The organism is Bradyrhizobium sp. 1 (assembly GCF_023073315.1).
Classification (GTDB): Bacteria; Pseudomonadota; Alphaproteobacteria; order Rhizobiales; family Xanthobacteraceae; genus Bradyrhizobium.
In genome coordinates, this window is record NZ_JADPJH010000028.1 from 168,313 (window position 1) to 194,232 (window position 25,920).

General features: G+C 61.1%; 31 protein-coding genes. 6 read left to right on the forward strand and 25 right to left on the reverse strand.

From position 1 onward, the window contains the following. Positions 1-6: 6 nt before the first annotated feature. The 4 genes from IVB29_RS23135 to IVB29_RS23150 are packed head-to-tail and all read left to right on the forward strand — an operon-like array spanning position 7 to position 4,906. Positions 7-1,296 (forward strand): acyl-CoA dehydrogenase family protein, encoded by a 1,290-nt coding sequence (locus IVB29_RS23135; RefSeq protein ID WP_247505708.1) that lies wholly within the window; start codon positions 7-9, stop codon positions 1,294-1,296. A 2-nt stretch (positions 1,297-1,298) separates the two neighbouring features. Next, positions 1,299-2,825 carry a long-chain fatty acid--CoA ligase gene (locus tag IVB29_RS23140; RefSeq protein ID WP_247505709.1) on the forward strand — a complete coding sequence of 509 codons (1,527 nt, stop codon included), beginning with the start codon at positions 1,299-1,301 and terminating at the stop codon, positions 2,823-2,825. Further along, positions 2,822-3,910, forward strand: coding sequence for an NAD/NADP-dependent octopine/nopaline dehydrogenase family protein (locus tag IVB29_RS23145; RefSeq protein WP_247505710.1), 1,089 nt, complete (start codon positions 2,822-2,824; stop codon positions 3,908-3,910). The genes IVB29_RS23140 and IVB29_RS23145 overlap by 4 nt, the downstream gene beginning before the upstream one ends. 3 nt (positions 3,911-3,913) lie before the next feature. Beyond that, positions 3,914-4,906, forward strand: coding sequence for a 3-hydroxybutyryl-CoA dehydrogenase (locus IVB29_RS23150; RefSeq protein WP_247505711.1), 993 nt, complete (start codon positions 3,914-3,916; stop codon positions 4,904-4,906). Here IVB29_RS23150 and IVB29_RS23155 read toward each other — a convergent pair. From IVB29_RS23155 to IVB29_RS23180, 6 genes are all read right to left on the reverse strand, one after another. Next, positions 4,903-5,949, reverse strand: a complete 1,047-nt coding sequence (locus IVB29_RS23155; protein ID WP_247505712.1) for a peptidase M29 — start codon at positions 5,947-5,949, stop codon at positions 4,903-4,905. The two genes, IVB29_RS23150 and IVB29_RS23155, sit on opposite strands and share 4 nt — an antisense overlap. A gap of 38 nt (positions 5,950-5,987) precedes the next feature. After that, complete coding sequence (locus tag IVB29_RS23160) at positions 5,988-6,755, reverse strand: ABC transporter permease subunit (RefSeq protein WP_247505713.1); 768 nt, start codon at positions 6,753-6,755, stop codon at positions 5,988-5,990. Further along, on the reverse strand, positions 6,752-7,537 hold the full coding sequence (locus IVB29_RS23165; RefSeq protein WP_247505714.1) for an ABC transporter permease: 786 nt from the start codon (positions 7,535-7,537) through the stop codon (positions 6,752-6,754). The genes IVB29_RS23160 and IVB29_RS23165 overlap by 4 nt, the downstream gene beginning before the upstream one ends. Beyond that, on the reverse strand, positions 7,534-8,379 hold the full coding sequence (locus tag IVB29_RS23170) for an ABC transporter ATP-binding protein (RefSeq protein ID WP_247505715.1): 846 nt from the start codon (positions 8,377-8,379) through the stop codon (positions 7,534-7,536). The genes IVB29_RS23165 and IVB29_RS23170 overlap by 4 nt, the downstream gene beginning before the upstream one ends. A 110-nt stretch (positions 8,380-8,489) precedes the next feature. Continuing rightward, positions 8,490-10,184: a dihydroxy-acid dehydratase gene (gene ilvD / locus IVB29_RS23175; RefSeq protein ID WP_247505934.1), complete on the reverse strand. Its 1,695-nt coding sequence runs from the start codon at positions 10,182-10,184 to the stop codon at positions 8,490-8,492. Between the two features lie 78 nt (positions 10,185-10,262). Further along, a complete protein-coding gene (locus IVB29_RS23180; RefSeq protein WP_247505716.1) occupies positions 10,263-11,246 on the reverse strand; it encodes an ABC transporter substrate-binding protein in 984 nt (327 codons plus the stop codon). A gap of 158 nt (positions 11,247-11,404) precedes the next feature. Between IVB29_RS23180 and IVB29_RS23185 the strand changes: the two genes are divergently transcribed. Continuing rightward, on the forward strand, positions 11,405-12,313 hold the full coding sequence (locus tag IVB29_RS23185; protein WP_247505717.1) for an NAD(P)-dependent oxidoreductase: 909 nt from the start codon (positions 11,405-11,407) through the stop codon (positions 12,311-12,313). Between the two features lie 25 nt (positions 12,314-12,338). Here the strand turns inward: IVB29_RS23185 and IVB29_RS23190 are convergent, their stop codons facing one another. The 9 genes from IVB29_RS23190 to IVB29_RS23230 all read right to left on the reverse strand — a co-directional run bounded on the left by IVB29_RS23190 (position 12,339) and on the right by IVB29_RS23230 (position 17,973). Continuing rightward, positions 12,339-12,902: a flavin reductase family protein gene (locus tag IVB29_RS23190; RefSeq protein ID WP_247505718.1), complete on the reverse strand. Its 564-nt coding sequence runs from the start codon at positions 12,900-12,902 to the stop codon at positions 12,339-12,341. 9 nt (positions 12,903-12,911) lie between these two features. After that, positions 12,912-14,141, reverse strand: coding sequence for an acyl-CoA dehydrogenase family protein (locus tag IVB29_RS23195; protein WP_346731296.1), 1,230 nt, complete (start codon positions 14,139-14,141; stop codon positions 12,912-12,914). A gap of 106 nt (positions 14,142-14,247) precedes the next feature. Further along, complete coding sequence (locus tag IVB29_RS23200) at positions 14,248-15,516, reverse strand: CoA transferase (RefSeq protein ID WP_247505935.1); 1,269 nt, start codon at positions 15,514-15,516, stop codon at positions 14,248-14,250. A gap of 206 nt (positions 15,517-15,722) precedes the next feature. Next, positions 15,723-16,151: a GNAT family N-acetyltransferase gene (locus IVB29_RS23205; RefSeq protein ID WP_247505720.1), complete on the reverse strand. Its 429-nt coding sequence runs from the start codon at positions 16,149-16,151 to the stop codon at positions 15,723-15,725. Positions 16,152-16,213: 62 nt separating this feature from the next. Continuing rightward, positions 16,214-16,513 carry a hypothetical protein gene (locus IVB29_RS23210; protein ID WP_247505721.1) on the reverse strand — a complete coding sequence of 100 codons (300 nt, stop codon included), beginning with the start codon at positions 16,511-16,513 and terminating at the stop codon, positions 16,214-16,216. Then, a complete protein-coding gene (locus tag IVB29_RS23215; protein WP_247505722.1) occupies positions 16,510-16,893 on the reverse strand; it encodes a hypothetical protein in 384 nt (127 codons plus the stop codon). Before IVB29_RS23215 ends, IVB29_RS23210 begins: the two co-directional genes overlap by 4 nt. Then, positions 16,884-17,099, reverse strand: coding sequence for a hypothetical protein (locus IVB29_RS23220; protein WP_247505723.1), 216 nt, complete (start codon positions 17,097-17,099; stop codon positions 16,884-16,886). Before IVB29_RS23220 ends, IVB29_RS23215 begins: the two co-directional genes overlap by 10 nt. Positions 17,100-17,134: 35 nt before the next feature. Next, on the reverse strand, positions 17,135-17,284 hold the full coding sequence (locus IVB29_RS23225) for a hypothetical protein (RefSeq protein WP_247505724.1): 150 nt from the start codon (positions 17,282-17,284) through the stop codon (positions 17,135-17,137). Positions 17,285-17,286: 2 nt separating this feature from the next. Continuing rightward, positions 17,287-17,973 carry a hypothetical protein gene (locus IVB29_RS23230; RefSeq protein ID WP_247505725.1) on the reverse strand — a complete coding sequence of 229 codons (687 nt, stop codon included), beginning with the start codon at positions 17,971-17,973 and terminating at the stop codon, positions 17,287-17,289. Positions 17,974-18,013: 40 nt separating this feature from the next. Here IVB29_RS23230 and IVB29_RS23235 point away from each other — a divergent pair, with 40 nt between their 5' ends. Continuing rightward, positions 18,014-18,739, forward strand: a complete 726-nt coding sequence (locus IVB29_RS23235) for an FkbM family methyltransferase (RefSeq protein WP_247505726.1) — start codon at positions 18,014-18,016, stop codon at positions 18,737-18,739. Here IVB29_RS23235 and IVB29_RS23240 read toward each other — a convergent pair. The 10 genes from IVB29_RS23240 to IVB29_RS23285 all read right to left on the reverse strand — a co-directional run bounded on the left by IVB29_RS23240 (position 18,736) and on the right by IVB29_RS23285 (position 25,802). Beyond that, the gene (locus tag IVB29_RS23240) at positions 18,736-19,731 is read right to left on the reverse strand and encodes a tail fiber protein (protein WP_247505727.1); all 996 of its coding nucleotides are present in this window, start codon (positions 19,729-19,731) and stop codon (positions 18,736-18,738) included. The two genes, IVB29_RS23235 and IVB29_RS23240, sit on opposite strands and share 4 nt — an antisense overlap. 75 nt (positions 19,732-19,806) lie before the next feature. Further along, positions 19,807-20,028 (reverse strand): hypothetical protein, encoded by a 222-nt coding sequence (locus tag IVB29_RS23245; RefSeq protein WP_247505728.1) that lies wholly within the window; start codon positions 20,026-20,028, stop codon positions 19,807-19,809. Next, a complete protein-coding gene (locus IVB29_RS23250; RefSeq protein WP_247505729.1) occupies positions 19,994-20,482 on the reverse strand; it encodes a hypothetical protein in 489 nt (162 codons plus the stop codon). Before IVB29_RS23250 ends, IVB29_RS23245 begins: the two co-directional genes overlap by 35 nt. Beyond that, positions 20,479-20,745 (reverse strand): hypothetical protein, encoded by a 267-nt coding sequence (locus tag IVB29_RS23255; protein WP_247505730.1) that lies wholly within the window; start codon positions 20,743-20,745, stop codon positions 20,479-20,481. The genes IVB29_RS23250 and IVB29_RS23255 overlap by 4 nt, the downstream gene beginning before the upstream one ends. A gap of 368 nt (positions 20,746-21,113) precedes the next feature. Continuing rightward, on the reverse strand, positions 21,114-22,310 hold the full coding sequence (locus IVB29_RS23260; protein WP_247505731.1) for a hypothetical protein: 1,197 nt from the start codon (positions 22,308-22,310) through the stop codon (positions 21,114-21,116). Positions 22,311-22,312: 2 nt separating this feature from the next. Next, positions 22,313-23,176, reverse strand: a complete 864-nt coding sequence (locus IVB29_RS23265) for a tail fiber domain-containing protein (protein ID WP_247505732.1) — start codon at positions 23,174-23,176, stop codon at positions 22,313-22,315. An 86-nt stretch (positions 23,177-23,262) separates the two neighbouring features. Continuing rightward, complete coding sequence (locus IVB29_RS23270) at positions 23,263-23,706, reverse strand: hypothetical protein (RefSeq protein WP_247505733.1); 444 nt, start codon at positions 23,704-23,706, stop codon at positions 23,263-23,265. Positions 23,707-23,967: 261 nt separating this feature from the next. Further along, positions 23,968-24,312: a hypothetical protein gene (locus IVB29_RS23275; protein WP_247505734.1), complete on the reverse strand. Its 345-nt coding sequence runs from the start codon at positions 24,310-24,312 to the stop codon at positions 23,968-23,970. Positions 24,313-24,389: 77 nt separating this feature from the next. After that, positions 24,390-24,845 (reverse strand): hypothetical protein, encoded by a 456-nt coding sequence (locus IVB29_RS23280; RefSeq protein WP_247505735.1) that lies wholly within the window; start codon positions 24,843-24,845, stop codon positions 24,390-24,392. A 117-nt stretch (positions 24,846-24,962) separates the two neighbouring features. Further along, a complete protein-coding gene (locus IVB29_RS23285; RefSeq protein WP_247505736.1) occupies positions 24,963-25,802 on the reverse strand; it encodes a hypothetical protein in 840 nt (279 codons plus the stop codon). Positions 25,803-25,920: the final 118 nt, after the last annotated feature.

Sequence of the window (25,920 nt, forward strand, 5' to 3'; positions counted from 1 at the left end):
CGCGCAATGACCATGCCAGTCAGCAAGACCATCGGTGCGACGGGCGAGCTCGCGCTGGATACCCCGATCTTCGATCCGGTCGCATTTCGCCTCGGCGACGAACAAGCCAGCATCATCGCCCGCGCCCGCGAGATCGGACAGAGCGTGTTCGCCGGTCGTGCAGCGACTTACGATCGTGATGCTATTTTCCCGACGGAGAATTATCGCGATCTGCACCGGGTCGGACTGCTCGGCATTGCCGTTCCCAAGAAGCATGGCGGGCTCGGCGCGAATTATCAAACCTATGCGCTGGCAGCCGCCGAGATCGGCCGCTATTGCGGCGCCACCGCGCTCACCTGGAACATGCACGTCTGCTCCACCCTGTGGTCGGGCCCGCTCGCCGACGACCTCGACATGGATGCGCAGACTCGCGCCGAGCACGAGCGGCGGCGCGCCGTGCACTACAAACGTATCGTCGAAAATGGAGCGATCTATTCGCAGCCGTTCTCAGAGGGCGGCGCGGCAGCCGCTGGCGGCGTCGCATTCGGCACGGAAGCAAAGCCCGTCGAAGGCGGCTGGATCGTCAACGGCAAGAAGATCTTTGCATCGCTCTCCGGCCACGCCGACTATTACGGCGTGCTCTGCACCGAAATCGCGGAAGGCGAGAAAGCCTCGCGCCGTAATACGCTTTATCTCGCCATCGCCGCGAAATCGGAAGGCGTCTCGGTCGTCGGCGACTGGGATCCGCTCGGCATGCGCGGAACAGTCTCGCGCACGCTCTTGTTCAAGGACGTGTTCGTCCCGGAGGATTCGGCGCTGATGCCGCGCGGTGTCTATTTCCAGGCCGCGATGCGCTGGCCGCACATGTTCCTGACGCTGTCGCCAACCTATATGGGCCTCGCTCAAGCCGCCTATGATTTCACCGTGCGCTATCTGCGCGGCGAGGTGCCGGGCATGCCGCCGGTCAAGCGGCGGATGTACCCGACCAAGCAGATCGCGGTCGCGCAGATGCAGATCAAGCTCGAGCAGATCAAGGCAATCTGGTTCCAGGCCGTCACCGAGGCCTGTGCCAATCCGAGCAAGGAACAAGTGCTGCGCGCCTATGCCGCGCAATATTCGGTCATGGAGGGCGCCAATGAACTTGCCGCGCTCGCGATCCGCACCTGCGGCGGCCAGGCCATGCTCCGCTCGCTCCCGCTGGAGCGCATCTATCGCGATAGTCGCTGCGGCTCGCTGATGCTGCCCTGGACGGCCGAGCTCTGCCTCGACCGGATCGGACGAGAGGCGTTGTACGAGGCCGGCGAAACGGACGACTGACGGTGGACCTCTGTAGTCTGATCGATCGCAACGCGGCGTTCGCGCCGGACAAGACGGCCATCGCCTTCGAGGGGAAGCGGCTGAGCTATGCGGCGTTCGCTGCACGTATCGAGCGGACCGCTACGGCCTTGAAGCAGGAACTCGGCGTCAGCAAGGGCGACCGCGTCGCGATCCTGAGTTTGAACCGGCCGGACTATTTGGTGCTGCTCTACGCGTGCGCGCGGCTTGGGGCGATGCTCGTGCCCTTGAACTGGCGGCTGGCCGTCGCCGAGCAACTCTTCATTATCAACGATGCTGGCGCCAGGATACTGGTGCTCGAGCGGGCGTTTGAAGGAGTTCTTCCCGAGCTTACGCCAGGGACATCTGTTGTCGGCCTCGACTTCACGCCCCCTGGTGGCGCGACATTTGAAAGCCTGCTGGCTCACGGCGAAGGCAGCGGCCGCAATCCGCACACCGATCTCTCCTGCCCGCTCCTCATCGTCTACACATCAGGGACGACCGGACGACCAAAGGGTGCCGTGCTACGCCAGGAAGCGCTATTCTGGAACGGCGTCATGAGCCAGCACATGCACAACATGACGTCGGACGATCATGTGCTGACCGTGCTGCCGTTCTTCCACGTCGGCGGTCTCAACATCCAGACAACGCCCGCACTCCAACTTGGCGCGACCGTCACGATCCACGCCCGCTTTACGCCGGACACCGCGCTTGCAACCATCAAACAAGAACGACCGACGCTAACCGTAATGGTGCCGGCGATCATCCAGGCCGTCAGCGAGCATCCCGACTGGATCACCGCTGATCTTTCATCGCTGAAGGCGCTTACCACCGGTTCGACCATCGTGCCGCCGCATCTGATCGACCGCTTTGTTAACCGCGGCGTTCCCGTACTTCAGGTCTACGGCTCGACGGAGACCTGCCCCATCGCGGTCTACACCCGGCTAGGTGGTGATCTCTCCCGTATGGGATCGACCGGCCTTGCTGGCTTGTGCTGCGAAGCGAAGGTAGTCGATCAGGCCGGCGCCGAAGTACCGCCGGGCACGCCGGGCGAGATCGCAGTGCGAGGGCCCAACGTGTTCTTTGAATATTGGGGCAATGCGGATGCAACGCGCGATGCGCTGCGTGATGGCTGGTACCGCACCGGCGATATCGGCCTATGCGACGCCGACGGCTATTTCTGGGTTCGCGACCGCAAGAAGAACATGATCATTTCCGGCGGGGAGAATGTCTATCCCGCCGAAGTCGAGCGGGTCCTGCTGGAACACCCCGATGTCAGCGAATGTGCCGTGATCGGCAGGCCGGACCCGCGCTGGGACGAGGTGCCGATCGCCTATGTGATCCGGCGATCGGGATGCCGGCTCGGGGCCGACGAACTGAGAGCGCACCTTCAGGCACAACTCGCCCGCTTCAAGGTTCCGCGCGATATCGTCTTCGTCACCGATCTGCCGCGCACGGCGCTGGGCAAGGTGCAACATTTTCTGCTGAAACAGCTTGATGCGCAGTCGCGTGCGCCGGGAGAAGCGTCTTGAAGATTGCGGTTCTGGGTGGGGGAAACGGCTCTTTCGCGGCCGCGGGCGATTTTGCGTTGTCGGGGCATGAGGTCCGGCTCTGGCGCCGTGACGCAGAACAGGTCGCAGCACATCGCGCTGCCGGCTCGCGCATCCTGGTGAAGGACCATAGCGGCCGCCACGAGGTGAAGCTGGCGTTGGTGACGACCGACATCGCCGAAGCCGCCAGCGGCGCCGAATTGATCCTGTGCCCTGCCCCAGCCTTCGCTCAGCCGGATATCGCGCGTTTGCTTGCGCCGCACCTACGGGACAGCCAGGTCGTATTTCTGCCGCCCGCGACATTCGGCTCGATGATCTTTGCGAAGGCTGCGCAGGATGCCGGCAACCCCGCCAAGGCGAGCTTTGCGGAAACCGGAACACTGCCTTGGCTCACCCGCAAGCACGGGCCGTTCGAGATCGCGATTACGATCCGCGCCAAGCGGCTGCCGGTCGGTGTGTTCCCGCTCGACCGGGCACCGCACGCGCTCGAAGTGATCGGGCGCGCCTTTCCCGATGCGATCGAGCCGTGCGGAGACGCGCTGTCCGGCGCTCTGATGAATGCAGGCCCGATCATCCATCCGCCACTGATCGTGATGAACGCGGGCCCGATCGCGCATTTCGAAAAATGGGACATCCACAAGGAGGGGACCCAAACCGCAATCCGGCGCGTGACCGACGCGCTCGACGCAGAACGGATAGCCGTGCGCGAAGCGCTCGGCTACGGCGCGCCGCACTTCCCGCTCGTCCATCACTACGCCGGGGAAGGCGAGATCTGGATGTACGGCCGCGGCTCGCACGACCGGCTGACGGATTCCGGCGACTGGCGCGAGCGCATCGTGCTGACCGAGCACCGCTACATGCGCGAGGATTTGCGGCTGGGCTTATCGTTGCTGGTGTCCGTCGCCAGCTTGGCAGGCGTGGCCACACCGCTAGCCAGGGCTTTCCTGGCGATCGGTGGCTCGATCTGCGGTGAGAACTTTATGCAGGGCGGGCGAACGCTCGATACGCTTGGTCTTGGCAAATTCAGCAAGGCGGAATTGCAGACGCTGCTTCGCAATGGATTCTGATCGATGACCAGTCGCGCCAACATCGCCTGTCTCGGAGCTGGCCGTATGGGCCGCGGCATCGCCGTCGCGTTCGCCTATGCTGGGCACGCGGTCACGATGATCGACGTCAAACCTCGCTCTGCAGAGGACTTCGCAAGGCTGGAAGCGGACGCGCTCAGCGAAGTCAGAAAGACATTTACCAGCCTGTCGAAGCTCGGACTGCTGACCGAGGCCGATGTCGACCCGCTCATCGCGCGGGTCTCGGTGGTACCGGCCGGCCAAAGCGACTCAGCGCTGTCCGACGCCGGCATTGTCTTCGAGGGCGTCCCGGAAGTCGTCGAACTCAAGCGCGAGGTACTGGGCGCGGCCTCAAAGCAGGTAAGCCCCGACACGATCATCGCGTCGACGACATCGACGATCCTCGTGGACGATCTATCCGGCGCAATCGTGAATCCTCGCCGCTTCCTCAACGTGCACTGGCTCAACCCCGCTTATCTGATCCCGCTGGTTGAGGTTTCGCCCGGCAAAGCCACCGATCCCGCCATCATCGACGAGGTTAAGGCGCTGCTGGAGGGCATCGGCAAAGTTCCTGTGGTCTGCGCAGCGACACCAGGTTTCATCGTCCCCCGCATCCAGGCGCTCGCCATGAACGAAGCGGCGCGCATGGTCGAGGAAGGCGTCGCCAGTGCGGAAGAGATCGACAAGGCGATCCGCTACGGTTTCGGCTTCCGCTACGCCGTGCTCGGTCTGCTTGAGTTCATCGACTGGGGCGGCGGCGACATCTTGTATTATGCGAGTCGTTATCTCGAAAGCGCACTCGGCAGCGACCGCTATCGCGCGCCGGATGTCATTTCACGGAACATGCACGAAGGTCGGATCGGTCTGCGAACGGGCGCAGGCTTTCTCGATTATTCCGGCCTCGATGTCGACGCCTATCGGGCAAAGCGGCTTCAGGCCATGGTCGACCTGCTCCGGCACTTCGAGCTGGCGCGCCCGCCGGTGCTCGACCGCAACTAGCCGAAGACGTCCTGGAGCACGCCTTCTCGTACCACCGGGACGCCATCGATCTCGATGGTGGTGCCCATCATCGGCAGATCGAAATGGCCTGCCGTGTAGCGGCCGGCAAATTCGTTAGCGCCAGTCGAGAACAGGAAGTTGCCCGAGACGGCGCGAATTTCGGTGCCATTGGTGTCGCGCTGGTCGTACATCGACAGCGCCTCATAGCGCGCACCCGGGTTCATGCCGAAACCGACATGCGAGACCGCATAGGCCTCGCGGTCGCCCCAGGCAGCGAGATAGGCGCGCATCATCGCAGCATCCGTGCCCTCGCCTTCCAGCTCGACGACATAATCGTCCTTCAAGGTCATCTTTACCGGCGACGTCAGGTAGCGCTTGAAGGTCAAATTGATGTCGCCGGGCGCCATCACCAACGTGCCGTTGATCGTCCCGCTCTTGGGAAAGCTGACGACGATGCCGCCCGGCCAATGCGCCAGCGTGCCGGGCTTGTCGGTCCAGCCCCATACTCCGACCGTCGACGCGCCCACCATATCGACATCGAGCGCCGTGCCGGCTTTTGAGGTAACGCGCATCCGCTTGGTCCCGCGCAGCATCTTCGCCGCCGCTCGAACGCGCTTCTCGAGCGACGGATCCGGCACCATGCGCTCTAGCGCCTCGGGATGCTCGTTGGAGATTACCAGGATACGCGCGCCGGCCTTGAGGATCTCGGGCGTCTCCACGGCATGCATCAGGCCCTCGATGGTGCAATCCACCACAAAGCCGGCCTGCTGAAGCGCGCTGATCACCGGGCCGAGCCGCTGGATCGCCTCGCTCGCACCTGTCGAACGAACCGGAACGATGTTGCGGTTGCGCGGCGTCGGCATCACCACATGGAATGGTCGCGCGCCCATTCGCAACAGCGCGAGTTCCGCCAGATGCACATTCAGCGCACGCGACTGGGTTTCCGAGAGGATAGCCGCGGTATCGCCAGCCTTGACGGCGCAACGTTCAAAGATCTCGCAAAACGCGTCGATCCATTTTGCCTCGATGCGATCAGCCAGCATGGTTCACTCCCGGTCTTCAGGCTTCTTATTCGGTCAGATCACGCCTCGGGAAAGCCCCGTAAGAGGTATGATCGCACGGCACCCAACAGACCGTTCAGGATCAACCCCAGCAGCGAGATCGTGATCAGCGGCACGAACATGTCGACGGCCTGGAAGGTTCGGGCCGCGGTGACCAGCAGGTGCCCCAATCCGTCCGTCGACGTGATCATCTCAGCCAGAAACACCACGATGCAGGAGATGACAAGACCGATCCGACATCCGGTCAGGATCGACGGCATCGCCGCCGGCAGCACCACCTTGAAGAGGATTTCATAGCGCGGCGTTCCCGCCGCCATAGCGGACCAGATCAGCTTCTGCTCGACGGTCGAGGCGCCGTAGTAGGTGGACAACAGAATGGGAAAGAGCGCATCCGCCGCTACCAACGTGATCTTCGATCCGTGGCCAAAGCCAAGCAGCAAAAGCAGCGCTGGATAGAGCGCGACCTTGGGCAACGGCGCCAGAATACGCACGATCGGCCGAACCACGGCATTGATCGCGGGACTTGCGGCCGCCGCAATGCCAATACCCACGCCGAGCACGACCGCAATCGCAAAGCCGGCAAATAACCGGATCAGTGTCGCCGCGATCTCCTGCTGAAAGGTCCACGTCACGAGTTGCTGGATCAGCCGGCTGAAGACTGAACCCGGCGGCGGCAGCAAGACCGCAGGCGCAAAGCCAAATGACACCAATCCCTGCCACAGCGCGATTACCAGCACAATCGGTGCTAGCCCGAGGACGACCTTTGTGGAGAGAAGGCGCGATGTCATGAGAAACTCAGCGGCATGTCGAACTGAGGCTCGGACCAGCGTACCAGCCGCGCGCGAACCCGCTCGAAGATCGCATCGAGGCCGATTCCCATCGCGCCCACGATGATGATCATCGCAAAGACGGTGTCGTATTGGCCCATGTCGAGCGCATTGAAGAGGATGTTTCCGGCACCGGACTGGCGGGCAATCATTTCGCTGGTGATCATCGTGATCAGTGCCAACACCAGACCGGTTCGGCACCCGGTCAATATCTCCGGCAGCGCCGCCGGCAATACGATCCGGACCAGACGTTGCAGCGGAGAGAGCCCCATAGCCGCGCCTGACCACAACATCTTTTCTTCGACCGCCTTGGCCCCCTCAAAACTGTGATAGATCACGGGCAGGCTGACGCCGAGAAAGATCACCAGCGTCTTCGTGACGTCACCGACGCCCAGCCACAGCATGATGATCGGCATGAGCGCTGCCTTCGGCACCGGATAGATGATCATCAACAGCGGATTAAAGAACGCCGCAACCGCCCGGCTACGGCCCATCAACAGGCCCAGCGGGATGGAGAAAAGCACCGCCACGCCGAACCCGATCGCCATGCGACGCAGCGAGGCCAGGATATTGATCAGCGCCTCCTTGTCGCCGAGGATGTCCGGAATTGCGCGGATCGCCTCGATCGCTGTCGGAAAGCTGTCGTTCTTCAGCGCGAGCGAAGCGACCTGCCACACCGCCAGCAGCCCCACGCAGGCCAACACCGGAGCAATCCGTCTGGTCAAGGTCGCCGGCGACATCATGAAGGCGACCCGGTTTCGTCGCTCTCGTCGAACATACGCTCGATGTCGACAACATATTTCTGATAGCGTGGGTCGAGCAACAATTCATTGCGGCGCCGCGGGCGCGGGAGATCGATATCGATCACCTGCCTGATGCGGCCGGGTGATTTCGACATCATCACGACCTTGTCCGACAGGAAGACGGCTTCGTCGACCGAATGGGTAACGAACAGCACCGTCTTGCGATCGCGTTCCCAGATGTTCAGGAGATCGTTCTGCAGACGCGTCCGGGTGTGGGCATCGAGCGCACCGAACGGTTCGTCCATCAGCAGGACTTCGGGATGGTAGGCGAGCGTTCTGGCCAGCGCCACCCGCTGTTTCATGCCGCCCGACAGCTCCTTGGGATAGAAGTTTTCGTAGCCCTTGAGGCCGACCATCTCGATCAGCGCCCTGCTCTGCGCTTCAGCCTCGATGGCCCGCACGCCCTGCTGACGTGGCCCGTACATCACATTGCCCAGCACGGTCTTCCAGGGAAACAGCGCAAACTCCTGGAACACCGGTCCGCGATCCAGCCCCGGCCCCGTGATGGCCTGTCCCTTGATCTTCGCCGCACCGCTGGTCGGGCTGACGAAACCTCCGACGATGTAAAGCAGCGTTGACTTGCCGCAGCCGGAGGGACCCAGGATGGAGACGAAGGCCCCTTCCTCGATCGTCAGGGAGATCTCCGATAGCGCCAAATGCTCCTTGCGCGTCGAGGTCTGAAAGACCTGCGAGACGCGGTCGATCTCGATGATCGCAGAAGCCGGCTTTTGTGGCGTCACCGATCTCACCCATTCGTTCGACCTCGAAGGCACCACCTTCATCCCGCCTCTCACTTCACTCGCGCGCAAACCTGCTGAATGTCCCCTTCAGCGGCACGAGCTTAGCAAGAAACTTGCCAGACGGGCGGCCATATTCGCACGAGTACGCCGCGTCATTCGAACCAAGGCCATTCTGCCGGCCCTTCATGCGTGACGGCTCCGCCTGGCGCCTGACCGACCAGTCTCGCATATTTTGCGAGCGCACCCGCTCGGTGACGAGGCGGGCGTTGCTTCCATTCGCGACGGCGCGCAATGAGTTCCTGCTCGTCGACCAGCATATCCATCTGCCTGTTTGCGGCATCGATCCGGATCCTGTCGCCGTCGCGGACGAGCGCCAGCGGACCGCCCACAAAGGCTTCGGGAGACACATAACCGATACACATGCCGCGGGTTGCTCCCGAGAACCGTCCATCGGTAATCAGGGCCACCTTCTCGCCCATGCCCTGCCCGTAGATCAGCGCGGTGACGCCGAGCATCTCGCGCATGCCGGGACCACCAACGGGCCCCTCATTGCGGATCACGAGGACCTCACCCGCCTTGTAGCTGCGGTCCCGAACCGCTTTGACGCAAGCTTCCTCATCCTCGAAGACGCGCGCGACCCCTTCAAAGAATTGGCTCTTCAAGCCCGCGACCTTGATCACTGCACCATCTGGACAAAGATTTCCCTTCAGCACCGCCACGCCACCGTCGGGCATGATCGGAGCACGGGCCGCATAAACGATTTCTCCATCGGGAGCGTTCGCCGCACCATATTCTTCGGCAAGAGTGCGGCCCGTAATAGTGATACAGCTGCCATCGATGTGACCGCTCTGGATCAGCTCGCGGATCAAGACGGCAGCACCGCCGATATCGTAGACATCCTTTGCCGTGTATTTGCCACCAGGCCGTAGGTTTCCGATCAGCGGCGTCCTGGCAAAGACCTCGCCGACATCTTCGATTGTGAATGCGATGCCGGCTTCGTTTGCGATCGCCGGCAGATGCAGCGCGGCGTTGGTCGAGCCGCCTGTCGCTGCAACGATCGCCGCACCGTTCTCCAGGGATTTCCGCGTTACGATGTCGCGCGGCAGAGGCCCGCCCCGTTCCAGCATCTCCATGACCAGCCGGCCGGCACGTCGCGAGATCTGCGCGCGTTCGGCATAGACACCAGGCACCATCGAGACGTTGGGAATGGTCAGCCCCATCGCCTCCGATACCATACCCATCGTGTTAGCAGTGAACTGGCCGGCGCACGCGCCGATAGTCGGCAGGCAGGCACGCTCGATCCGCTCCAGCGTGGCGCCGTCGATCTCGCCGGTCATGAAGCTGCCGACGGCTTCATAGGAATCGAGAACCGTCAGCGTCCGTCCATCCACGCGCCCCGGCAGCGAACTACCGCCATAGATAAAAATGGACGGTACGTTGCAGCGAACCATGCCCATCATCACGCCGGGAAGCGTCTTGTCGCATCCGCCATATCCGATCAGCGCGTCGTAGGCGAGGCCATGGACGACGGCCTCGATCGAGTCGGCGATCAGCTCGCGTGAAAACAGGGAGAACTTCATCCCTTCGTGATTCATGCTGATCCCGTCGGAGACCGATACGGTCGAGAATTCGCGCGGTGTGCCGCCGGCCTCCTCGATTCCCGTCTTGGCCGCGGCCACCTGGAAATCGTGGGTCATATTGCACGGCGTCTGCTCGCCCTTCATGCTGACGACACCGACCATCGGCTTGGCAATCGCAGCGTCGTCGAGACCCATAGCGCGCATGAATGCGCGGTGCGGAGCTCGGTCGAGGCCATCCGTCGTGACTCGTGATCGCAACTTCTTCATAAGTGCATCTTCTTCATGCAACGTCCCGGATGACTCGGGACGCCGCGATCTGCATGTTCGGACAATTGGCGTCGTCGCCTATTCCAGCGGCGCGACGATCGTCGGGTGCTTGAACTGAGCAGCGTCCAGCTTCGGCAGCATTCCCGTGTCTGCGTAGATGTCCAGCATCTTCTGGATCGCGGGGAAATTTGGCGCCGCACCGGGATCGCGGCCGAAATCATTATCCTTGAGCAGATAAGTCTCGAGCACCGGAATAGGCGCCTTCAGAACTTCATTGACGACCTTCAGTGTCTCCTCGCGGTTGGCCAGCGCCTTCTTCATGCCCGACGTGATGTCGCGGACGTAGGCTTTGACCAGTTCCGGATTCTTGTCGACAAAATCGGCACGGCAGGCTTCCAGGATGTGCACGATGTTCGGCATCGCTTGCGACAGCGAGAACAGTTTGCGGGTACCGCCCTTCGCCTCTGCGCGCGCGGCAAACGGTTGGTTCATGTTGACTACGTCGACACGGCCTTGGCGCAACGCATCCTCGGAGACGGCAAAGCCGACCTCGACCAACTTGATGTCCTTGGCCGGATCGACGCCGTTCTGCTTCAGCAGCAGGTTGAACGGCCCTTGCGTACCGCCGCCGATCACGGAGATTCCAACCGTCTTGCCCTTGAGGTCGGCAATCGTCTTGATCGGCGAATCCTCCATCACGGCCCAGTAGACCGAAAAGCCGCCGGGCTTCTCGAAGACGTGTTGCGCCACGATGTAGGCCTTGAGATTGCCGCCAACCACGCCATTCGCCAGCGACAACGGCGCCTGCGTCGCGCAATCCAGAGCACCGGCTGCCAATGCCTGCGTCATCGGCGCCGTGCCCTGAAATTGGGTCCATTCGATGTTGTAGGTCTTGCCGAGGTTGGGAAACTCAGTCGGCCTGCGCATCATCCAGTATTTGGACTCTTCGGCCGGGATCGTCCAGCCGACGCGGATCGTCTGCTGCGCGCATGACGGGGTTGCCCCCGCGCTCACGGCTGCTGCCGCCCCCAAAGCCAGAATCCACTTCGAAACGGTTCGCATCGTGCCCACTCCGCTGCCCCGGCGCCGACCAGCGCCACCCAACCCGACCGCCGCAAATGTTTCATGGTTCAAACAATCAGGCAAGCCAGACGGTTTCGCTGTCCGGCTTGTAATGTATGGTATGGCGTCGCTTGCCCTGCGACAGAAGGAGGCAACCTATGGCTGATGCGAGCAAGACAAACCCGCAAGGCGTCGAGCGGCTCGGCTATCTCGGCCTTGGACTCATGGGGACACCCATGACCCGGCGTCTGCTCAAGGCAGGCTATCAGGTCAATGTCTGGAACCGGTCAGAGGGCAAGGTCGCCCCGCTCGTCGAAGCCGGCGCCAAGCGCGCGACCACTCCCCGCGGGATTTTGGAAGGCTCGGACATCGTCTTCATGTGCGTAACGGATGCTGCGGCCGTGGAAGAGGTGATCTTTGGAGCCGACGGTCTTGCAACGGCTGCCGGCGCAGGCAAGCTCGTCGTCGACTTCTCGTCGATCCATCCTGATGCCGCACGCGACTTGGCACGGCGGCTGAAAGATGCGAACGGCGCAGGCTGGATCGATGCACCCGTGTCCGGCGGCACCAAGGGCGCTGAGGAAGGTACGCTTGCCATCATGGCTGGCGGCGATGCTGCCGACATCGAGAGAGTGCGCCCCTACGTCCTTGCGATGGCACGCAGGTTCACTCACATGGGACCGACCGGAGCGGGCCAGACGACAAAGTTGTGCAACCAGGTCATCGTCGGATGCGCGATGGCCGTCCTCGCTGAGGCAACGCGCCTTGCCGTGAACGCAGGAATTGATGCCAACCGATTACCCGAAGCGCTCGCTGGCGGCTTTGCGGATTCCATTCCGCTCCAGCTCTTCGTGCCGCGGATGGTCCAGGGCATTCACACCCCGCCACTCGGTCACATCGCTACGATGCTCAAGGATCTCGATACGGTTGCCGATGTGGCGCAGACGACGTCGACTCCGGTGCCGATGGCATCGCTTGCCGGGCAACTCTTCAGGCTGGCCAAGGCCGCACGCGGCGCGGATGCGGATGCGCTGGAGATCTACAAGCTTTCAGCGGCAGAGCATTGAGCTGCCGAGCACGCTCTGAAGCGCTCTACGGCAATTTTTTGCGTTCGTCGTCAGCCAGGAACTCGCCATACGTGCCCCGCGCAAACAGCAGCGGCTTCCCGGTGTTATAGGCATAGGCCTCGACCGCGCCGAGAAAGATCACGTGATCGCCACCATAGTAGCGATTGACGGATCGGCATTGAAATTTGGCGACGCTCTCGGCGATTACCGGAGCGTTACCGAGGCCCGGCGTCCAGTCGACTCCGGCGAACTTGTCGTCGGACGATTTTGCAAACCTGTTCGCAAGCGCTTGCTGCGATGTGCCAAGCACGTGGACGGTGAAGTGGCTCGCATTCTGAAACACGGTGAGGCTCGAAGAATAGACTCCAAGGCTCCAGAGGACCAGAGGGGGGTTTAAGGAAACCGATGCAAACGAATTGCAGGTGATGCCATACGGCTTTCCGTCCGCCGCCGTGGCGGTGATGATTGTTACGCCCGTTCCGTAGCTGCCGAGCGCGTTGCGAAAGTCGCGGGGGTCGAGCGGCGAGCTGTCGCTTGCGAGTTCGTTGGCTGGATCTGGAACGGCCGGCTGCTTCGGCAGATCATTCATCGATCGGCCTCACAGCGTGAGATTTTCGGACGGCAGCCCAAGTGCCACACGTCCATAATTGGTTCCGGCCGCGTCGAAATTGAATGCAAGATGCGAATTAATCGCGTGCGCATCGCGGAATTGCCGTTGCAACACACCCGTAGTGAACAGGCCGCGTGCCCCGCTCGCCGCAAACAGCATCGAGACCGCATCTGTGCAAAGATTGACCGAGAAAGCGCCGTCGCGCCGGTACCTGGTCTTGCTGGCCATGTTTGGAATGTGACCACGCCGTGCATCACTCATGGCGTCGAGGCAGGCCGAACGCATGACCAGGCGCGCAGCGTCGATCTTGGCGGAAGCCTCTGCGATCTTGATCTGCGTGCTCTGAAAATCGCTCAGCTTGGCACGGTTGTAGGTTGAAATACGATGACGCGCGACCTCGGCATAGTCGTCGAGGCACGCTTGCGCATTTCCCAGTGCAACGCCCGATAAGACGTAGGGAAACAGCGAAAACACGGGCAACGTATACGACGGATTGGGATTGACCCTGCTCCCAGGCGTCGGGCCGCCGGCAAGATCGCCGACAACGACCGTCATGTAGTCAGGCACAAAGGCATCCCTGACCTCGACGTCGCAGGAGCCCGTCCCACGCAGTCCCGTGACATTCCAGGTGTCCAGCACCTTGTAGTCGCCTTTCGGCAGCAGAAAGATTCGATACTCGATGCCGTCCGCGTCATCGTCGGAGTAAACAACGCTCGCAAGCATGTTCCATTCACAGGAGGCAACGCCGGAGGAGAACGGCCAGCTGCCATGCAACCGGTACCCACCCTCGACCCTCGTGGCGCGCCCGGCAGGAAAAATGAACGAGGACGCAATCAGCGTGTCAGGATCGCGCCCCCACACCAGATTCTGCGCCTTCTCTTCGAACATTCCGAGCATCCAGTGATGGCTCGCCAGATTGGCAAGGTTCCACGCCACTGACGCGTCCGCCCGGCCGAGCACCTCAGCGCAGTCGACAAGAGCGACGTAGTCAAGCTCGGCACCACCGATGCGCATCGGCTGGAGCATCCGGAACAGGCCGGCGTCGTGGAGGTCCCTTTCCGTCTCAGGAGGAAGGTGCCGCAGCTCCTCCGTCCGCGCTGCCCGCTCCCGCAGCCGCGGCATGAGCGCCCGGGCCTTCGCGATCATTGCCGTATAGGCGCGTTCGACGGCTTCCTGCCCTGTCGGCTGGCCCATGCTAGGCTCTTGACCAGGCACCATTCGTGTCCCTCGCGTTCACACATTTATGCGGCGGGAACTGTGCCAAATCAAGCGGATGCGGCGTCGGGCGCGAGATTCCCGATCCTTTGAAATCGACCGAACAGGTTCAAGCCGACGCTGGTGGCTTGCCTGATCCAAAGGCGCCCTTTTGAGTGAACTCCGAGATCTGACGCCCGTCGTAGCCGAGCGTATCACGCAGGACGTCTTCGGTGTGCTCGCCCAGCAAGGGTGCGGCTACAGGATCAATCGCCCCAGTCAGGCTCATATTGATCGGAGGTTCGATGTTAGGGACCCACTCCGCCGTAGGATGCGGAATCTGGCTGAGGCGATGGCGCTCGCGGGCCTCGGGCGCGTTGAACCCTTCCTCGACCGTCCGGAGATAACCGACCGGGATATTGGCCAGCTTCATCTTCCCCATCCAGTTCTCGAGGGTATCGCTTGCAAAGACCTCTGCGATGGCTGCACGCAGCAGTTCCTTGTTCTCGGAACGCGCTTTGCGCGAGGCGAACTGCGGATCGGTGATCAGATCGGGCCGGTTCAGCACCTCGACCACCAGCCGGCGATAGAGCCGGTCATTGGCACAAGCCATGTAAAGCGGCCCATCCGACGCCTCGTAGACGCCGACGGTGGGCGACCCGCTCGGCGAATTGCCGAACCGACCGGGGTTTTCGCCGTTGATCAGATAGGCCATGCCATAAAATCCGGTCATGCCCATGGCGACGTCGAACAGGGCAACCTCGACATGCTGTCCGCGGCCAAGCCGATCACGCGCCAATAGCGCCAGCAGGATGGCGTTGCAGGCGGACATCCCCGTCGCGATGTCCACGATGGGCGGGCCGGTACGAACCGCCGGGCCATCAGCAAATCCGTTGAGCGACATGAAGCCGCTCTCCGCCTGAGTGATAGGATCGAAGCCGGGCCGCGAGGCAAACGGTCCGGTGCGCCCGTAAGCCGAGATCGAGCAATAGACCAGGCGCTGATTAAGCGGCGCGACGGCCTCATAGTCGAGGCCGAATTTCTTCATGACCCCGCTGGAAAAATTCTCAACGACCACATCCGCCTTGCGGATCAGGTCCAGCGCGATCTGACGCGCCTCCGGCACGGTGAGGTCGAGCGCAATGCCGTGCTTGTTGCGGTTCAGGCTGAGATAAGCGGCGCTCTCCCCGCCGATTTCGGCATGCTCGTAGGCGCGCGTGTCGTCGCCACCGTCCGGATTCTCGATCTTGATGACGTGGGCGCCAAAATCGGCAAGCGTCTGCGTGCAGGCTGGTCCCGCCACCACGCGTGTAAAATCGACGACCAAGAGACCATCCAGCGCGGTTGGCCCTCCCGTCACCCGCGGCGACCGTTCCGGCAATTGAGGCTTGATGGGCATCGACAGCGCTCCCTTACATCGGCTTATGGTCGCCGAATTTCCTGCAAGAGCGAACTTAAAGCCCGGCGCCGCCAACTTCGCAAGTGCTTCGGCCGCATCGCGTCAATACGCGAAATGGGCCCGGCAGCGGTTAAGCTGCCGGGCCCATGGACAGTCGCATTCGGTCGCACGTCGTAGGGCACGTTCCGCACCACGGGAAACCTTACTCAGTGAAGCCACTTTCGCCAATAGAGCGTATGCGCCCAGGCCCAGGGCGCCTCAGGCTCGAAGAGCCGATAGCCCGTCTGGATGAAATTATTCGCAGACACGGGATTGTCCGTCGTATCAGAAACGATGCTGTCCCATCCGATACGCCGTCCCCTCGCCTCGACCACACGCATCAATCTGCGCTGAAGCCCGCGGCCCCAATGCCGTTGCAGCACACCTACCCTGGAGAAATAGCCACCATTTTTAACGTGCGTCGATGGAAGAACGCCGGCAAAAGCGACCGGATCATCACCGTGATAGGCCAACCACCACGCTCCTAATTCGAATCGAGGCATGGTGGCCGCATCGAAGAACGTCAGTTGATGCAGATCGGACAACGTGTCGGCGACGTCGTCATCTGATGCATCTACGATGCGAATTTTGTACATGAGACGGCCCATTTGCAGGAAATTACGTGAGTGCAAGTGCAGCGAAGTCGCGCCCTGACGGCTCACTTGCCCAACACGACCTTGACGCCCAGCCAGACGGCTCCCATCAGGCCGGTGGCGATCACGGTGATCACGGCCTTGAAGGTGTAGCTCTGCGCCTGCTCCACGCTCTTTCGCCACCTCCGCAGATGCTGAAAGTCGGCCCTCAGGTCCTTCCGGTCATCATCTTCGATTCCAAAAGAAGCCAGCACTGACGCGACTGCCTTCAAGACGATCGCATCGATGCTGTCCTGCTGGAGCCTGTGCTGCTCGGCCAGCGTCTCCGCAACGATCGCCCTGATTTCGTCATCTGGCATATTCACCGCTTGATGATCCTTGCAACATTCTCGAAGCCACGTTTGGCAAAGTAGAAGGAGACAACGAGATTGGCCGTGATCGCCGCAAAACCCGCCAGGGGATCCGTCGACCCGAGGCCAAAAACCTTGTCGAAGACGAGAAGTTTCGCAAAATAGAGAGCGACGCAGTAACCCATCAGCTTGTCCGGCTCCCACCAATGCCCGATTTCCGCGATGCGATACTGCATGACGGCTTTGGTTTCGGCCGTCTGCGACGCGATCTCGGTCGCAGCAAGATCCGCCGCGATCTTGGTATCGACATTCTCAGCCTTCAGCTTCGCGCTATAGGCATCGATCAGCGCCCTGACGACAGGGCCGCCGAGAAACGAGATGATCGTCATCCACATTGGTCTTTCCTCCGAAGCGTTCGCAGGCGCGCGATGATCGTCACGACGGAGATCACCAGCATGATACGCCCCGTTGTTTTGACGTCGCCGATAGCCGAACCGATCTGATCCTTGACGCTGGGATCGCCAAGCGTGTCGGCAAGATCGTCGACAATCGAAGCCAACGCACCGGCGAGCGCGATGCAATAGCTCCAGGCGATGGTCATGGAGTGCAGGCAAGCTGCCTTGAGTCTTGCAAGCATCACGATTTGGCTCGCAGGACTGCAAGTCTTGCCTCGAGCGACTTGACCAGCGCGTCGGTGCCGGTCATGAACCAGAGGATCGGGTCCTTGCAAAACCAGCAGCCAGCAAAGCCGGCGGCGAAGAGAATGATATCGAGCATTGTCCGCATGTTCATTTCCTTCCAAGAATTGCTCTGACCAGGTTGACCACGAACGCGCCGATCGAGCCTTTCGACGGGTTCCTCAATGAAGGCCTCGCGGAATCGCCGATCGCAGGGCTCTTTGCGATCTTCGCTCCCGCAAAACTGATGTCAGGATCCAGCTCCGTCAGCGCGATCATCAGCGCTGCGCATCCCAGTTGCGGATCGACCTTGCCCGGATCGTAAACGCCGTCCCGCACGTACTTCCCGGCGCGGTACTGGTTGGTGCCCGACCAGAGATAAGGCGACGGTACGCCACGGGCGGCGTAACCAATGCCGTTGTAGGTCTCGAGCGCGGTCAGTGCCGCGGCAACCGACCAGTCCCTGTGGCGCGCGAGGAAGGGCGGGCACTTGACCAAGGCGTCGATGGCAGCGTCCTCCCATGAAGTGAACGGGCCCCGTCCAGCCGGCACGTGAACCGACACGCGATTCCAGGGGTCCCCCTGGGCTAGGGATGCCCTCCAATCCTGGGAAGATTCCCGCTCGTGAATGACCGCAATCGCCGGCCAGGGAACGCCCGTCTCCCGCTCGACGGCCTGGTATCGCTGCCTAGCCCTGTAAAGGCGCAGAGCAACGTTTGCGGCCTCGGCTTTCCGGGTCGGCTTGGCATTCGCCCAGCGCTTCACATTCGCCGCAGTGAGGGCGTTCAGGTCTACCATGGGTTGACTCGGTTGGGGGTTGTAGTAGTAGCCTCAAGTCATGCTCGAGGATGTTCATTTTCTAGTTCGATGCCTGCGCTACAGGCTGAGAACCGAAAGCCTGCAGCTCAAGACCCTTCTGGAGTTGCGACTGACCGGCGCCACCGTCCTAGACATTGGCGCCAACAAAGGTATTTACTCGTATTGGCTAACTAAGGCCGTCGGCCCAGGCGGCCGCGTTCTCGCAATCGAACCTCAGCCGGAGATGGCCGAATATATTCGTCAGCGCCGACTTGGACCAAATGTCGAGATAGTAAATCTTGCTTTGTCCGACGCAGACGGCGTTTCTCAGCTGTCAAGAAAGCGTCCCGGGGATGGGAGTGCCTCGCTGTCCAGGAACATCGGCAGTTCAATACCCGTTAAACTCGCGAAACTAGATGATATCGGACCAGTTTCAAATTTGAAGTTCATCAAGTGCGATGTCGAAGGGCATGAACTGCGGGTTTTTCGTGGTGGAGAACATCTAATTCGTAAGTTCTCTCCAGTTATCCAGTTCGAGAGCACGCCGGGAGAAATTGACCCGTTGCTAGAATTCTTCAGCAGTCTAGGATATTTGGGGATCATGTTTCTTGGGAAGGCATACGCACGGATAGAAGAAATCTCAAGCACTCCTCATCCCAAGTTTGGAATGAGCGGGCACCGAGATTTTCTCTTTTTCCCAAAAGCCGCGATCGGATCGATCATCCCGCAAGATCATCAAATGACGCGGTGGCACACAGATCTCTAAATAATCCGCAGCAGCTTATTCGCGATGATTGTCGGTTGCGTATTGTTATGGGCGTTACCACTACCCGCTGCGACGTTGTTGATCGTGATGCCTGTGGTCGCCGATCCCGTATTTTGTGAGGAATAAGTGGCAAACGGCGTATTACCGCCCGACGCAGGCTTTTGTTCGCCTGGCTCCGCGCGCTGATACGAGTGCACATGTCCAGGATCGTTCAACGTATTCAAATGCGCATGTGAGGCCAGTTGCGCTATTGTCAACACATGGCTCTCTGCCCCGCCCGTCGCGCCAAGACTAGTCGCGTTGCCGCCGAAATATGACGGTGTAAGACGACTGGACGCAGAGCCGCCCATGTCATCTTTGCCGGCGACGACTCGTCCGCGGAGATCCGGAATGTTGAAAGTGGCCGAACCGTCTCCGGTGCCATAGGTCGTCGAGAGCAGCGAGAACAAGATCGAATAGGTCGTTCGTGAGATCGCCTGCCCATACGCCAGAACAAACGAACTGTTCGGCGCCGTCGAGCCCCAAAAATCAACACTTGACCCGACCGGGATGGAGTACGGATTGCCATAGAAGCTCTGAAGATAGAACGCGGCGGCAACATTGTTGTAAATCGCAACATAGGGCGTCCCCTGAATAAGCACACCGGCCGGCAGATCGACGCCGGGACTTGCCTGGATCGGCTTGGCTCCGAGCCCGTCCACGTTCAAGGTCACCGGGCCCGCCCCGTTCGTCACGTTCATTGTGAACGCAACGACCTTGGCGTGCAGGTTGGCGAGGCTGTCGAAAACTTGGTTAGTTGCGAGTGTCAGGGCAGTAGATGTCCCGCCAGTTCCGAGATATCCTGAAATATCGTCCCGATACTTCGCAATCGCCGCCATCATGCCGCGCGCTGAATCGTTGACGCTCGAAGGCGACTGCCCCTCCGCCCAGTTGATCGTCGAATCCGCCGTCGCATCGGCGGACGCTATTTGAGACCACTTATAAAGAGTCATCCTGCATCCTTGATGTGAAGAGGCGGCGTCATGGGCCGCTCTCGTATGTTTTCGAGGAATCGGTGCTGCGGACCGTCAATCCTGCGCCTTCGCGTCTCCGCCGCATAACTCGATGTACTGCGCACAGCGACACGACGGCACTCGCGCTGTCAGGAGGTTGCGGATCACGCCTGCCGGGACGCCGGGGTTCTCGCTTGCGATCCTGTCCACGCGTGCGTCGATGATGCCGTCGATCTCGGCGCGCAGCTCCTCGATGCGCTCTTCAATCCTTGTCACGCGTGGTTGCTTCATTGCCATTGGTCTTTTCGTCCTTCGTTTGAGCCTCGAGTGCTGCCAGCTTCTGGCGGGCCGACGCAGCTTCGTTCTGCGCACGTCGCAGTGCGCGCTCCCGTTGAGCTTCATGCGCGGCGAGGTGAACCTTGATGTCGTAGGGTAGCTCGTCGAACCGTTGCTTGAAGAGGCCCGGCCACGACCGTGGCGGCGGGATGGCTGCAATCGCGCTCATCGCGCTTGCGGCAGCGCCACCCAGGGTCGGATCGGCAAGGCCCAGTGATACGTGCAGCCGCGATATGTCCTTGACGGCTGGCCAGAGCCGATCCATGCCAAGCGCCGCACAGTCGGTCACGAAACGTGCCACGGACGCGGGTGTCGCCGGACAGGCGGGAACACCGCTCAACTCACACCATTTGACGAACATCGGCGCATCGCGCCGTCGCGCCTGCGCGAGCGCCGTCAGCAGCGGATGGGTCATCGCTTCGCCTTGCGCAACTCCTCGTGGAGGCTGCCCATGCGCCGGCGCAGATCGACCAGTTGAATACGCCTTCGCAGGTTGTGAGGACTCGAGTCGATCTCGCCTCCCAGCTCGGCATCAAACCTCTCGAGTGCCGCCACGCGCTTCCTCAAGCCGTAGAGGGCGAAGTTCTCCTCGATCCGCTCCGCTGACATAGGTTCGCCGTAGAGATTTCCGGTTATGGAATCGGCGCGTTCAATGAAAGTCCTGTCGTCTTTGCTCATGGTGCGCTTTCTTTCGTAAATCCAGTTTGATCGGCCGATCGGTACGTCGAGAAGATCGAGAGCGGCCATAGAACGGGAAGAATATTGGCGGTGCGATGCGCCGCTCTGGCTTGCTCGCCCCACGGCCCATGGCGCTTCCAGCGCTTGACGAGACCGGCCATTCCTGGCGCGGCTGCGGAAGAGACTTCATCGGCAGAGCAAACGGATTTGGATCGACGTACAGCTCGTTTTTGTCCCGGGTTGTCGGCGACAGCGCCGACGGCAGCTCGATTGAATCGGACGGCTCCGCCCCACACAGTCTCTATTCGGAGCCAGCGAAAAACCTTCATCGCTTGTCATGCGGCGAAGGGCTGCTCGCGCAGACTCCCTCACCGGCGACCGTCTGTCCTCGCCTGATACAGCGCGACCGCGTCCTTGAGGTCGCCCGAGCTGGAAAGCCGCGCGCTCAACGTCCGCAGATCATGCTGATTGCGATCGCCTCGGCCCGTCGCCAAGCCTGGCCTCTGTACCGGCGGCATCGGTCTCGCCGTGACGGCGTCCCTCGCCTTCATCATCAACCGGTACTTTCCGGCGTCGTACATCATGCGCTGGAACGTCGCATTGCGCATTAGCGGCTCGCTGTCGAAGAGGCGCTGCAGTTCCTCCCGCTCGATGCCGCTCGCCTTTGCCGATGTCATGATCTCCTGCGCGACGGCTTGCCGGACGTCTCTCGTCTCGTCCTTGAGCAGGGTCTCCAACCGTTCGTCCTCTGCCTTTGCATAGCTCTGAAAGTTGCGCCGCGAGGCATCCGCCGCCCGCCGCAACTCCTCATTCTGCCGTGCGCGCAACTGCTCGCTGCCCGCGACGATCGCCTGGATGCGCGACAGCTTTGCGGGGTCCTGGTGCGCCATTTGCGCGAGGGCTTCCGGAAGCCGCTCCGGAGGCAGGGTGGCCAGTTCCGGAAACTGGCTGACAAAACTCGCTTGGGCGATCTGCATGGCCGCATCCAGTCCGTCGACATAGGTGCGCCGCGCGCTCTCGACCTCACCGACCTTTTCCTCGAGCGCCAGGCGCACCTGCGGGTGCTGCATGAGCTGACCGATATCGGGATCGAACCCGGCCGGACGTTTTCCATCATCGCCCATTGCATTTGACGGAGCTTCGGACTCCCCGTCACGCGGGCCGTTCTCCTCGGGCCTATCGAACCCGTAGAACTCAGCCGCATCGGGGTCGTCTGCGGCAACGTCCGCGCGCAGCGCATCGATCGTCGCGGCAAGCGCCTCCGAAGACCCGTTTTCGGCGATCCGCCTGTCACCGGCCGTTGCGCTCGCATAATCCCGGGCGGCACGCGCGAGGGTTACCGCCTCGTTTGCGGCAGCGGGCTTGCCCTCTGCATCGGTATATCGCCTGACGACCACTTCCGGATGCGCATCGGACCGCCGGTCGGCGGCATCACGCAGGGATGCGCCGTCGCTTTCGATCGTCTGGCGTTCGCTCTCCCTGTCCGGATCTGGCATTTCCGCATAACCCGCATTGGCCAGGTCGAAAGTGGCCCCAGTCAGCTCTGCGTCGGTCTGTTCTGTCATGTCTAGCCTCCCCACTTGCCCTTGAACGGAGTAAGCAGGCTGTTGATGCCGCCTGCAATCGTTGCAAACTGGTCAGCCCCGGACTTCTGCTGTGTCCCCGTCGTCGTGCTATTGCCTTGCTGTCCAAGCTGCGCGATAGGCACACCGATCTGCGCGAGCAGGCTTAACGCCTGCACGGGGATTCCTCGGCGCTGCGCTTCCTCCGCCAAGGTGGCGTTGGCACCATAGTTCTGAGCGTCGAGTGCCGATTGCGCTGCAGTTACGCCCTGGCCTCGATTGACAAGATCGCTCTGCTGCATCTGGGTCAGCGTGTTGGCCGTCGTGTTGCCGGCGTTATACAGCGCATTGGTGGCGGCAAGCTGGTTCGCCACGTCTTGATTGTATTGCGCGGCGATCACCGGCGCCTCCGCCGCCGCGACGCCCCTCCCATAGGCCATCTGGTTGGCGCCGCTAAAGTCGCGGCCCGCGGCGGCGAACTGCGAGTTCACGTCATTGCCGACATCCGACCGGATTTGAGCAAGCTGCGCGGTCAGGGCCGGATTGTTGCCGACCATGCTGCCGTTTGCGTATGGCGTCAGCCAGTTGCGGTAGGTCGCGAGGTTGTCCTGCACGTTGCCGGCCTGTGCCAAAGCTCCACCGCCATTCAACAGGGTTTGTGCGTAGCCTGCGATCTGGCCTGTGTAGGGATTGCCCGCCGCAGCGTTGGTCTTCAGCGTGTCGAGCGCAGAACCCTCCGCTGACGTGAGCCCGGTGTTATTGAGTCCGGTGCTGATCTGGCCCAGCATTGTTTGCAGCGCCGGCTGTGCGGCGGCCCAGGGCGCTGTCTGCGATTGCTGGGTCTGTGTGGAGGTGGATTGTCCGCCCATGGACGATGTTCCTTCTGGGTTTGGTTATGTGTGATCTGCCGTTGCCGAAAGACTTGCAAACCGCATGGCAGCCTGCATCAACGCGCCTACGGCAAGCGCTTGTCGATGATTGCGTGGGTTTCTTCATATCCTTCAAGCAGGCGTGCCCAGCCTTTCCGGCCGAAAATGCGCACGCACCGGCATCCCTCCGCTTCGGCGTAGGCTTCAATACCGCGGATCAAAGATAGCCAGCGCGTCATGCCGGTGCCGGCGCAGGCCGTGATAACGCAGACCTTGCCTGCCTCCGTCTGCTGGAGGCTCGTCGATGCGGCAGCCTCGACCACTGAGCCGTTCCAGGCGACCCAAAGCAGCGAGATACCAGCAAGAATATCACGCTCGATCGTAGCAAATGCTGACAACCCTGTCCTGACGATCGCCTGCTTGATGAGAGGAGCGACAGACGGCCAGATCTCGCGCACGTATTCCGGATCGATGCAGACCAGTTGCGTGTTGTCGCATCGATCCGGACAGAAAACGCGTGTGCGGGACATTTGACTACTCATGAGAAATCCCGAATGGGCCCCCGAGCGACGGCGTCGTTGCGCCACGGGATGCGACTAGGGATCGCAAATAACGTAAGTCCCGGAGTTGTACCCTGCCATCAATGCATCGACCTCGGCTTGGCTGCTGGGGTAGGCCTCACTCCGGAGCCCTCTGCAGCTTCGCATGATCGAGCCATCTCAATACGCCGACTAGAGACGCGGTCGCTGACGTCGTATCGCGCTAGTTGGCCGTGGCGAGTGATGTGGTCCTCACCCCTGCCCATCGGCGGGATCGTCGTGCAGAGCGACCTGCAACGGCGCGATGCGCTGGCCAACTGCAATCTCGATGAGAAGCTTACCGTCCGCGCCCTCCCAGCACATGATCCGGTTGATCAAGCGTGCAGCCAAATCCGCGATGGCGTAGTCGCCCCGCCATATGAGGCCCCATTTGGCGCTACGTGTAACCAACCCTTGCTGGAACTCCCAATTGCTCTTCTCAAGGAAGGGAACGACGAACGCTAAGAATCGTGCGTTGAACTCTGAGTTCTCATTTGCCGCAATTTCACCGGTCGGCATTAGTGGCGGGGCCTCGATGTCCGGATGCTGTTCGCTCATTGGAATCTCGGATCAGACAAGAGACTAAGGTGCACCAAGCCAGGAGAGACTTTAAGCCAGGCCGATCTAGATCACCATCACAGATCCTCGACCCGCCAGTTCACCCCATCGATCAGAGTCGTCGTACCCGCAGGGACTTCGGCCTTCGCTCGTTCGTACTCGCTCATCCGCCCAAGGTTCTTGAGGCACACTGCTCGGCTTAACCGAGCATCGTTGAGAAAGAATGCCTCGTTCGTCGCTAAGGATCGCTCTACCACCTCAAGATAGACAGCCTCGGCTTCATGCCAGTATTTCTGTCTCCTTAGCTGATGGGCTGCCATATAAATGCCAGCAAGAGCCTGCCGCTGTGCGCTCGGACTCGATCCAAGCTGTTCAACTTTGGACCGTAGCGCCTCCTCCACTCCGACCAAACGAGGGATCTCGTCTCCGGATGCGCCGTCGCACTGCTCGCGAAGAAAGGCGGACGCTTCGTCGTACAGTCTGTCGAAAACCAAGGATACGAACTTCGCTGGAACTAGGGGCAATAAAACCATTTTGTACTTCGGTTGATCAACATCGCTCCATCCTAGTCTCTCCGTAGGATACTCACAATGCATCTCTCGCTTGTTGCGATCGCAGCCACATGCGCGATCCATAAAGCGACCGCCTAATCATCCCCTAAATCTCCACTTGCCCGTTCGCTTAAATTCTTCAAATATTGCGTTTTCCTTGGCTTTCTTCGTGGCGCGCGCGTCTTTCTTCTGTTGGACGATTCGACGCCCAATCACCTTGGTTTCCTGTGGCGGCGGTGCCCTTTCGTATTCCTTACCGCCACAGTCTTCGCTGACAAATCCTGGCTTGCAGTCGTTGACATCCCAAGGCTCGTTGTTTGGCTTTTCGAACGGCCCTGTTGCATAGTCGCTCTTCCACCGCTTGATGATATCGCCAATGGTGCCGTTCACGAAGGCATCAACACAGACCTCATGGGCCCGGTCCCACTCCTTCCTGCATTGTTCGTCCGATTTGCGACCACCGCCTCCGCGGTTGCCGCCATAATTCCCTCCTCCTCTAAAGCCCGCCGAGGGCAAATCAGTCGACTTCTTGTCTGGCTTTGCAGGCTCCGGCTCAGGTCGGCGCCGTAGAAATTCGGGAATGTCTGGGAAATCGTCAGGCAACGGAGTTCCAGGTGTTCTACGCGGCTTCTCCTCACCCGTTGGCTGCACTGAGTTCTCGCTTACAATTTGATCTCCTTCAGAGCCCTGGAAGCGAGTTAAGCGCCTGAAATCTGGATCCACCTTTGCTTTGGGCTGCAATTCTTGATTGCTTGTCCCGGTTCGCCGTTCCTGTTCCTTGCCGAGAATCGGTGGACCGACGATCCAGGGAGGCTGACCGCCGGGACGACGGGGCGGCTGTTCACGCGGAGGTTCGGAGAGTGAAGCACCATTCCATCCTTCGTTGTTTTCATTTGTCTGCTCATCGCCGCGCAGTTGGCCGCGCAACATCCACGGCATGAGCCTCGCTGCGGTCCAGAAGTCACGGGCGGACCGAGGAACGAGTCGTTCGAGGTGTGGATTTGGAATCTCGACGGGTTTCGTGGGACCGAGCGACTCAAATGGAAAGCGCCTTGGT

Bases quoted from the DNA above. Each gene is read 5' to 3' on its own strand.
- IVB29_RS23135 (WP_247505708.1), top strand. From the start codon at position 7: ATGACCATGCCAGTCAGCAAGACCATCGGTGCGACGGGCGAGCTCGCG.
- IVB29_RS23150 (WP_247505711.1), top strand. From the start codon at position 3,914: ATGACCAGTCGCGCCAACATCGCCTGTCTCGGAGCTGGCCGTATGGGC.
- IVB29_RS23155 (WP_247505712.1), bottom strand. From the start codon at position 5,949: ATGCTGGCTGATCGCATCGAGGCAAAATGGATCGACGCGTTTTGCGAG.
- IVB29_RS23160 (WP_247505713.1), bottom strand. From the start codon at position 6,755: ATGACATCGCGCCTTCTCTCCACAAAGGTCGTCCTCGGGCTAGCACCG.
- IVB29_RS23165 (WP_247505714.1), bottom strand. From the start codon at position 7,537: ATGATGTCGCCGGCGACCTTGACCAGACGGATTGCTCCGGTGTTGGCC.
- IVB29_RS23170 (WP_247505715.1), bottom strand. From the start codon at position 8,379: ATGAAGGTGGTGCCTTCGAGGTCGAACGAATGGGTGAGATCGGTGACG.
- ilvD (WP_247505934.1), bottom strand. From the start codon at position 10,184: ATGAAGAAGTTGCGATCACGAGTCACGACGGATGGCCTCGACCGAGCT.
- IVB29_RS23180 (WP_247505716.1), bottom strand. From the start codon at position 11,246: ATGCGAACCGTTTCGAAGTGGATTCTGGCTTTGGGGGCGGCAGCAGCC.
- IVB29_RS23185 (WP_247505717.1), top strand. From the start codon at position 11,405: ATGGCTGATGCGAGCAAGACAAACCCGCAAGGCGTCGAGCGGCTCGGC.
- IVB29_RS23190 (WP_247505718.1), bottom strand. From the start codon at position 12,902: ATGAATGATCTGCCGAAGCAGCCGGCCGTTCCAGATCCAGCCAACGAA.
- IVB29_RS23195 (WP_346731296.1), bottom strand. From the start codon at position 14,141: ATGGTGCCTGGTCAAGAGCCTAGCATGGGCCAGCCGACAGGGCAGGAA.
- IVB29_RS23200 (WP_247505935.1), bottom strand. From the start codon at position 15,516: ATGCCCATCAAGCCTCAATTGCCGGAACGGTCGCCGCGGGTGACGGGA.
- IVB29_RS23205 (WP_247505720.1), bottom strand. From the start codon at position 16,151: ATGTACAAAATTCGCATCGTAGATGCATCAGATGACGACGTCGCCGAC.
- IVB29_RS23215 (WP_247505722.1), bottom strand. From the start codon at position 16,893: ATGTGGATGACGATCATCTCGTTTCTCGGCGGCCCTGTCGTCAGGGCG.
- IVB29_RS23220 (WP_247505723.1), bottom strand. From the start codon at position 17,099: ATGACCATCGCCTGGAGCTATTGCATCGCGCTCGCCGGTGCGTTGGCT.
- IVB29_RS23225 (WP_247505724.1), bottom strand. From the start codon at position 17,284: ATGCGGACAATGCTCGATATCATTCTCTTCGCCGCCGGCTTTGCTGGC.
- IVB29_RS23230 (WP_247505725.1), bottom strand. From the start codon at position 17,973: ATGGTAGACCTGAACGCCCTCACTGCGGCGAATGTGAAGCGCTGGGCG.
- IVB29_RS23235 (WP_247505726.1), top strand. From the start codon at position 18,014: ATGCTCGAGGATGTTCATTTTCTAGTTCGATGCCTGCGCTACAGGCTG.
- IVB29_RS23240 (WP_247505727.1), bottom strand. From the start codon at position 19,731: ATGACTCTTTATAAGTGGTCTCAAATAGCGTCCGCCGATGCGACGGCG.
- IVB29_RS23245 (WP_247505728.1), bottom strand. From the start codon at position 20,028: ATGGCAATGAAGCAACCACGCGTGACAAGGATTGAAGAGCGCATCGAG.
- IVB29_RS23250 (WP_247505729.1), bottom strand. From the start codon at position 20,482: ATGACCCATCCGCTGCTGACGGCGCTCGCGCAGGCGCGACGGCGCGAT.
- IVB29_RS23255 (WP_247505730.1), bottom strand. From the start codon at position 20,745: ATGAGCAAAGACGACAGGACTTTCATTGAACGCGCCGATTCCATAACC.
- IVB29_RS23260 (WP_247505731.1), bottom strand. From the start codon at position 22,310: ATGACAGAACAGACCGACGCAGAGCTGACTGGGGCCACTTTCGACCTG.
- IVB29_RS23265 (WP_247505732.1), bottom strand. From the start codon at position 23,176: ATGGGCGGACAATCCACCTCCACACAGACCCAGCAATCGCAGACAGCG.
- IVB29_RS23270 (WP_247505733.1), bottom strand. From the start codon at position 23,706: ATGTCCCGCACACGCGTTTTCTGTCCGGATCGATGCGACAACACGCAA.
- IVB29_RS23275 (WP_247505734.1), bottom strand. From the start codon at position 24,312: ATGAGCGAACAGCATCCGGACATCGAGGCCCCGCCACTAATGCCGACC.
- IVB29_RS23280 (WP_247505735.1), bottom strand. From the start codon at position 24,845: ATGGTTTTATTGCCCCTAGTTCCAGCGAAGTTCGTATCCTTGGTTTTC.
- IVB29_RS23285 (WP_247505736.1), bottom strand. From the start codon at position 25,802: ATGCCGTGGATGTTGCGCGGCCAACTGCGCGGCGATGAGCAGACAAAT.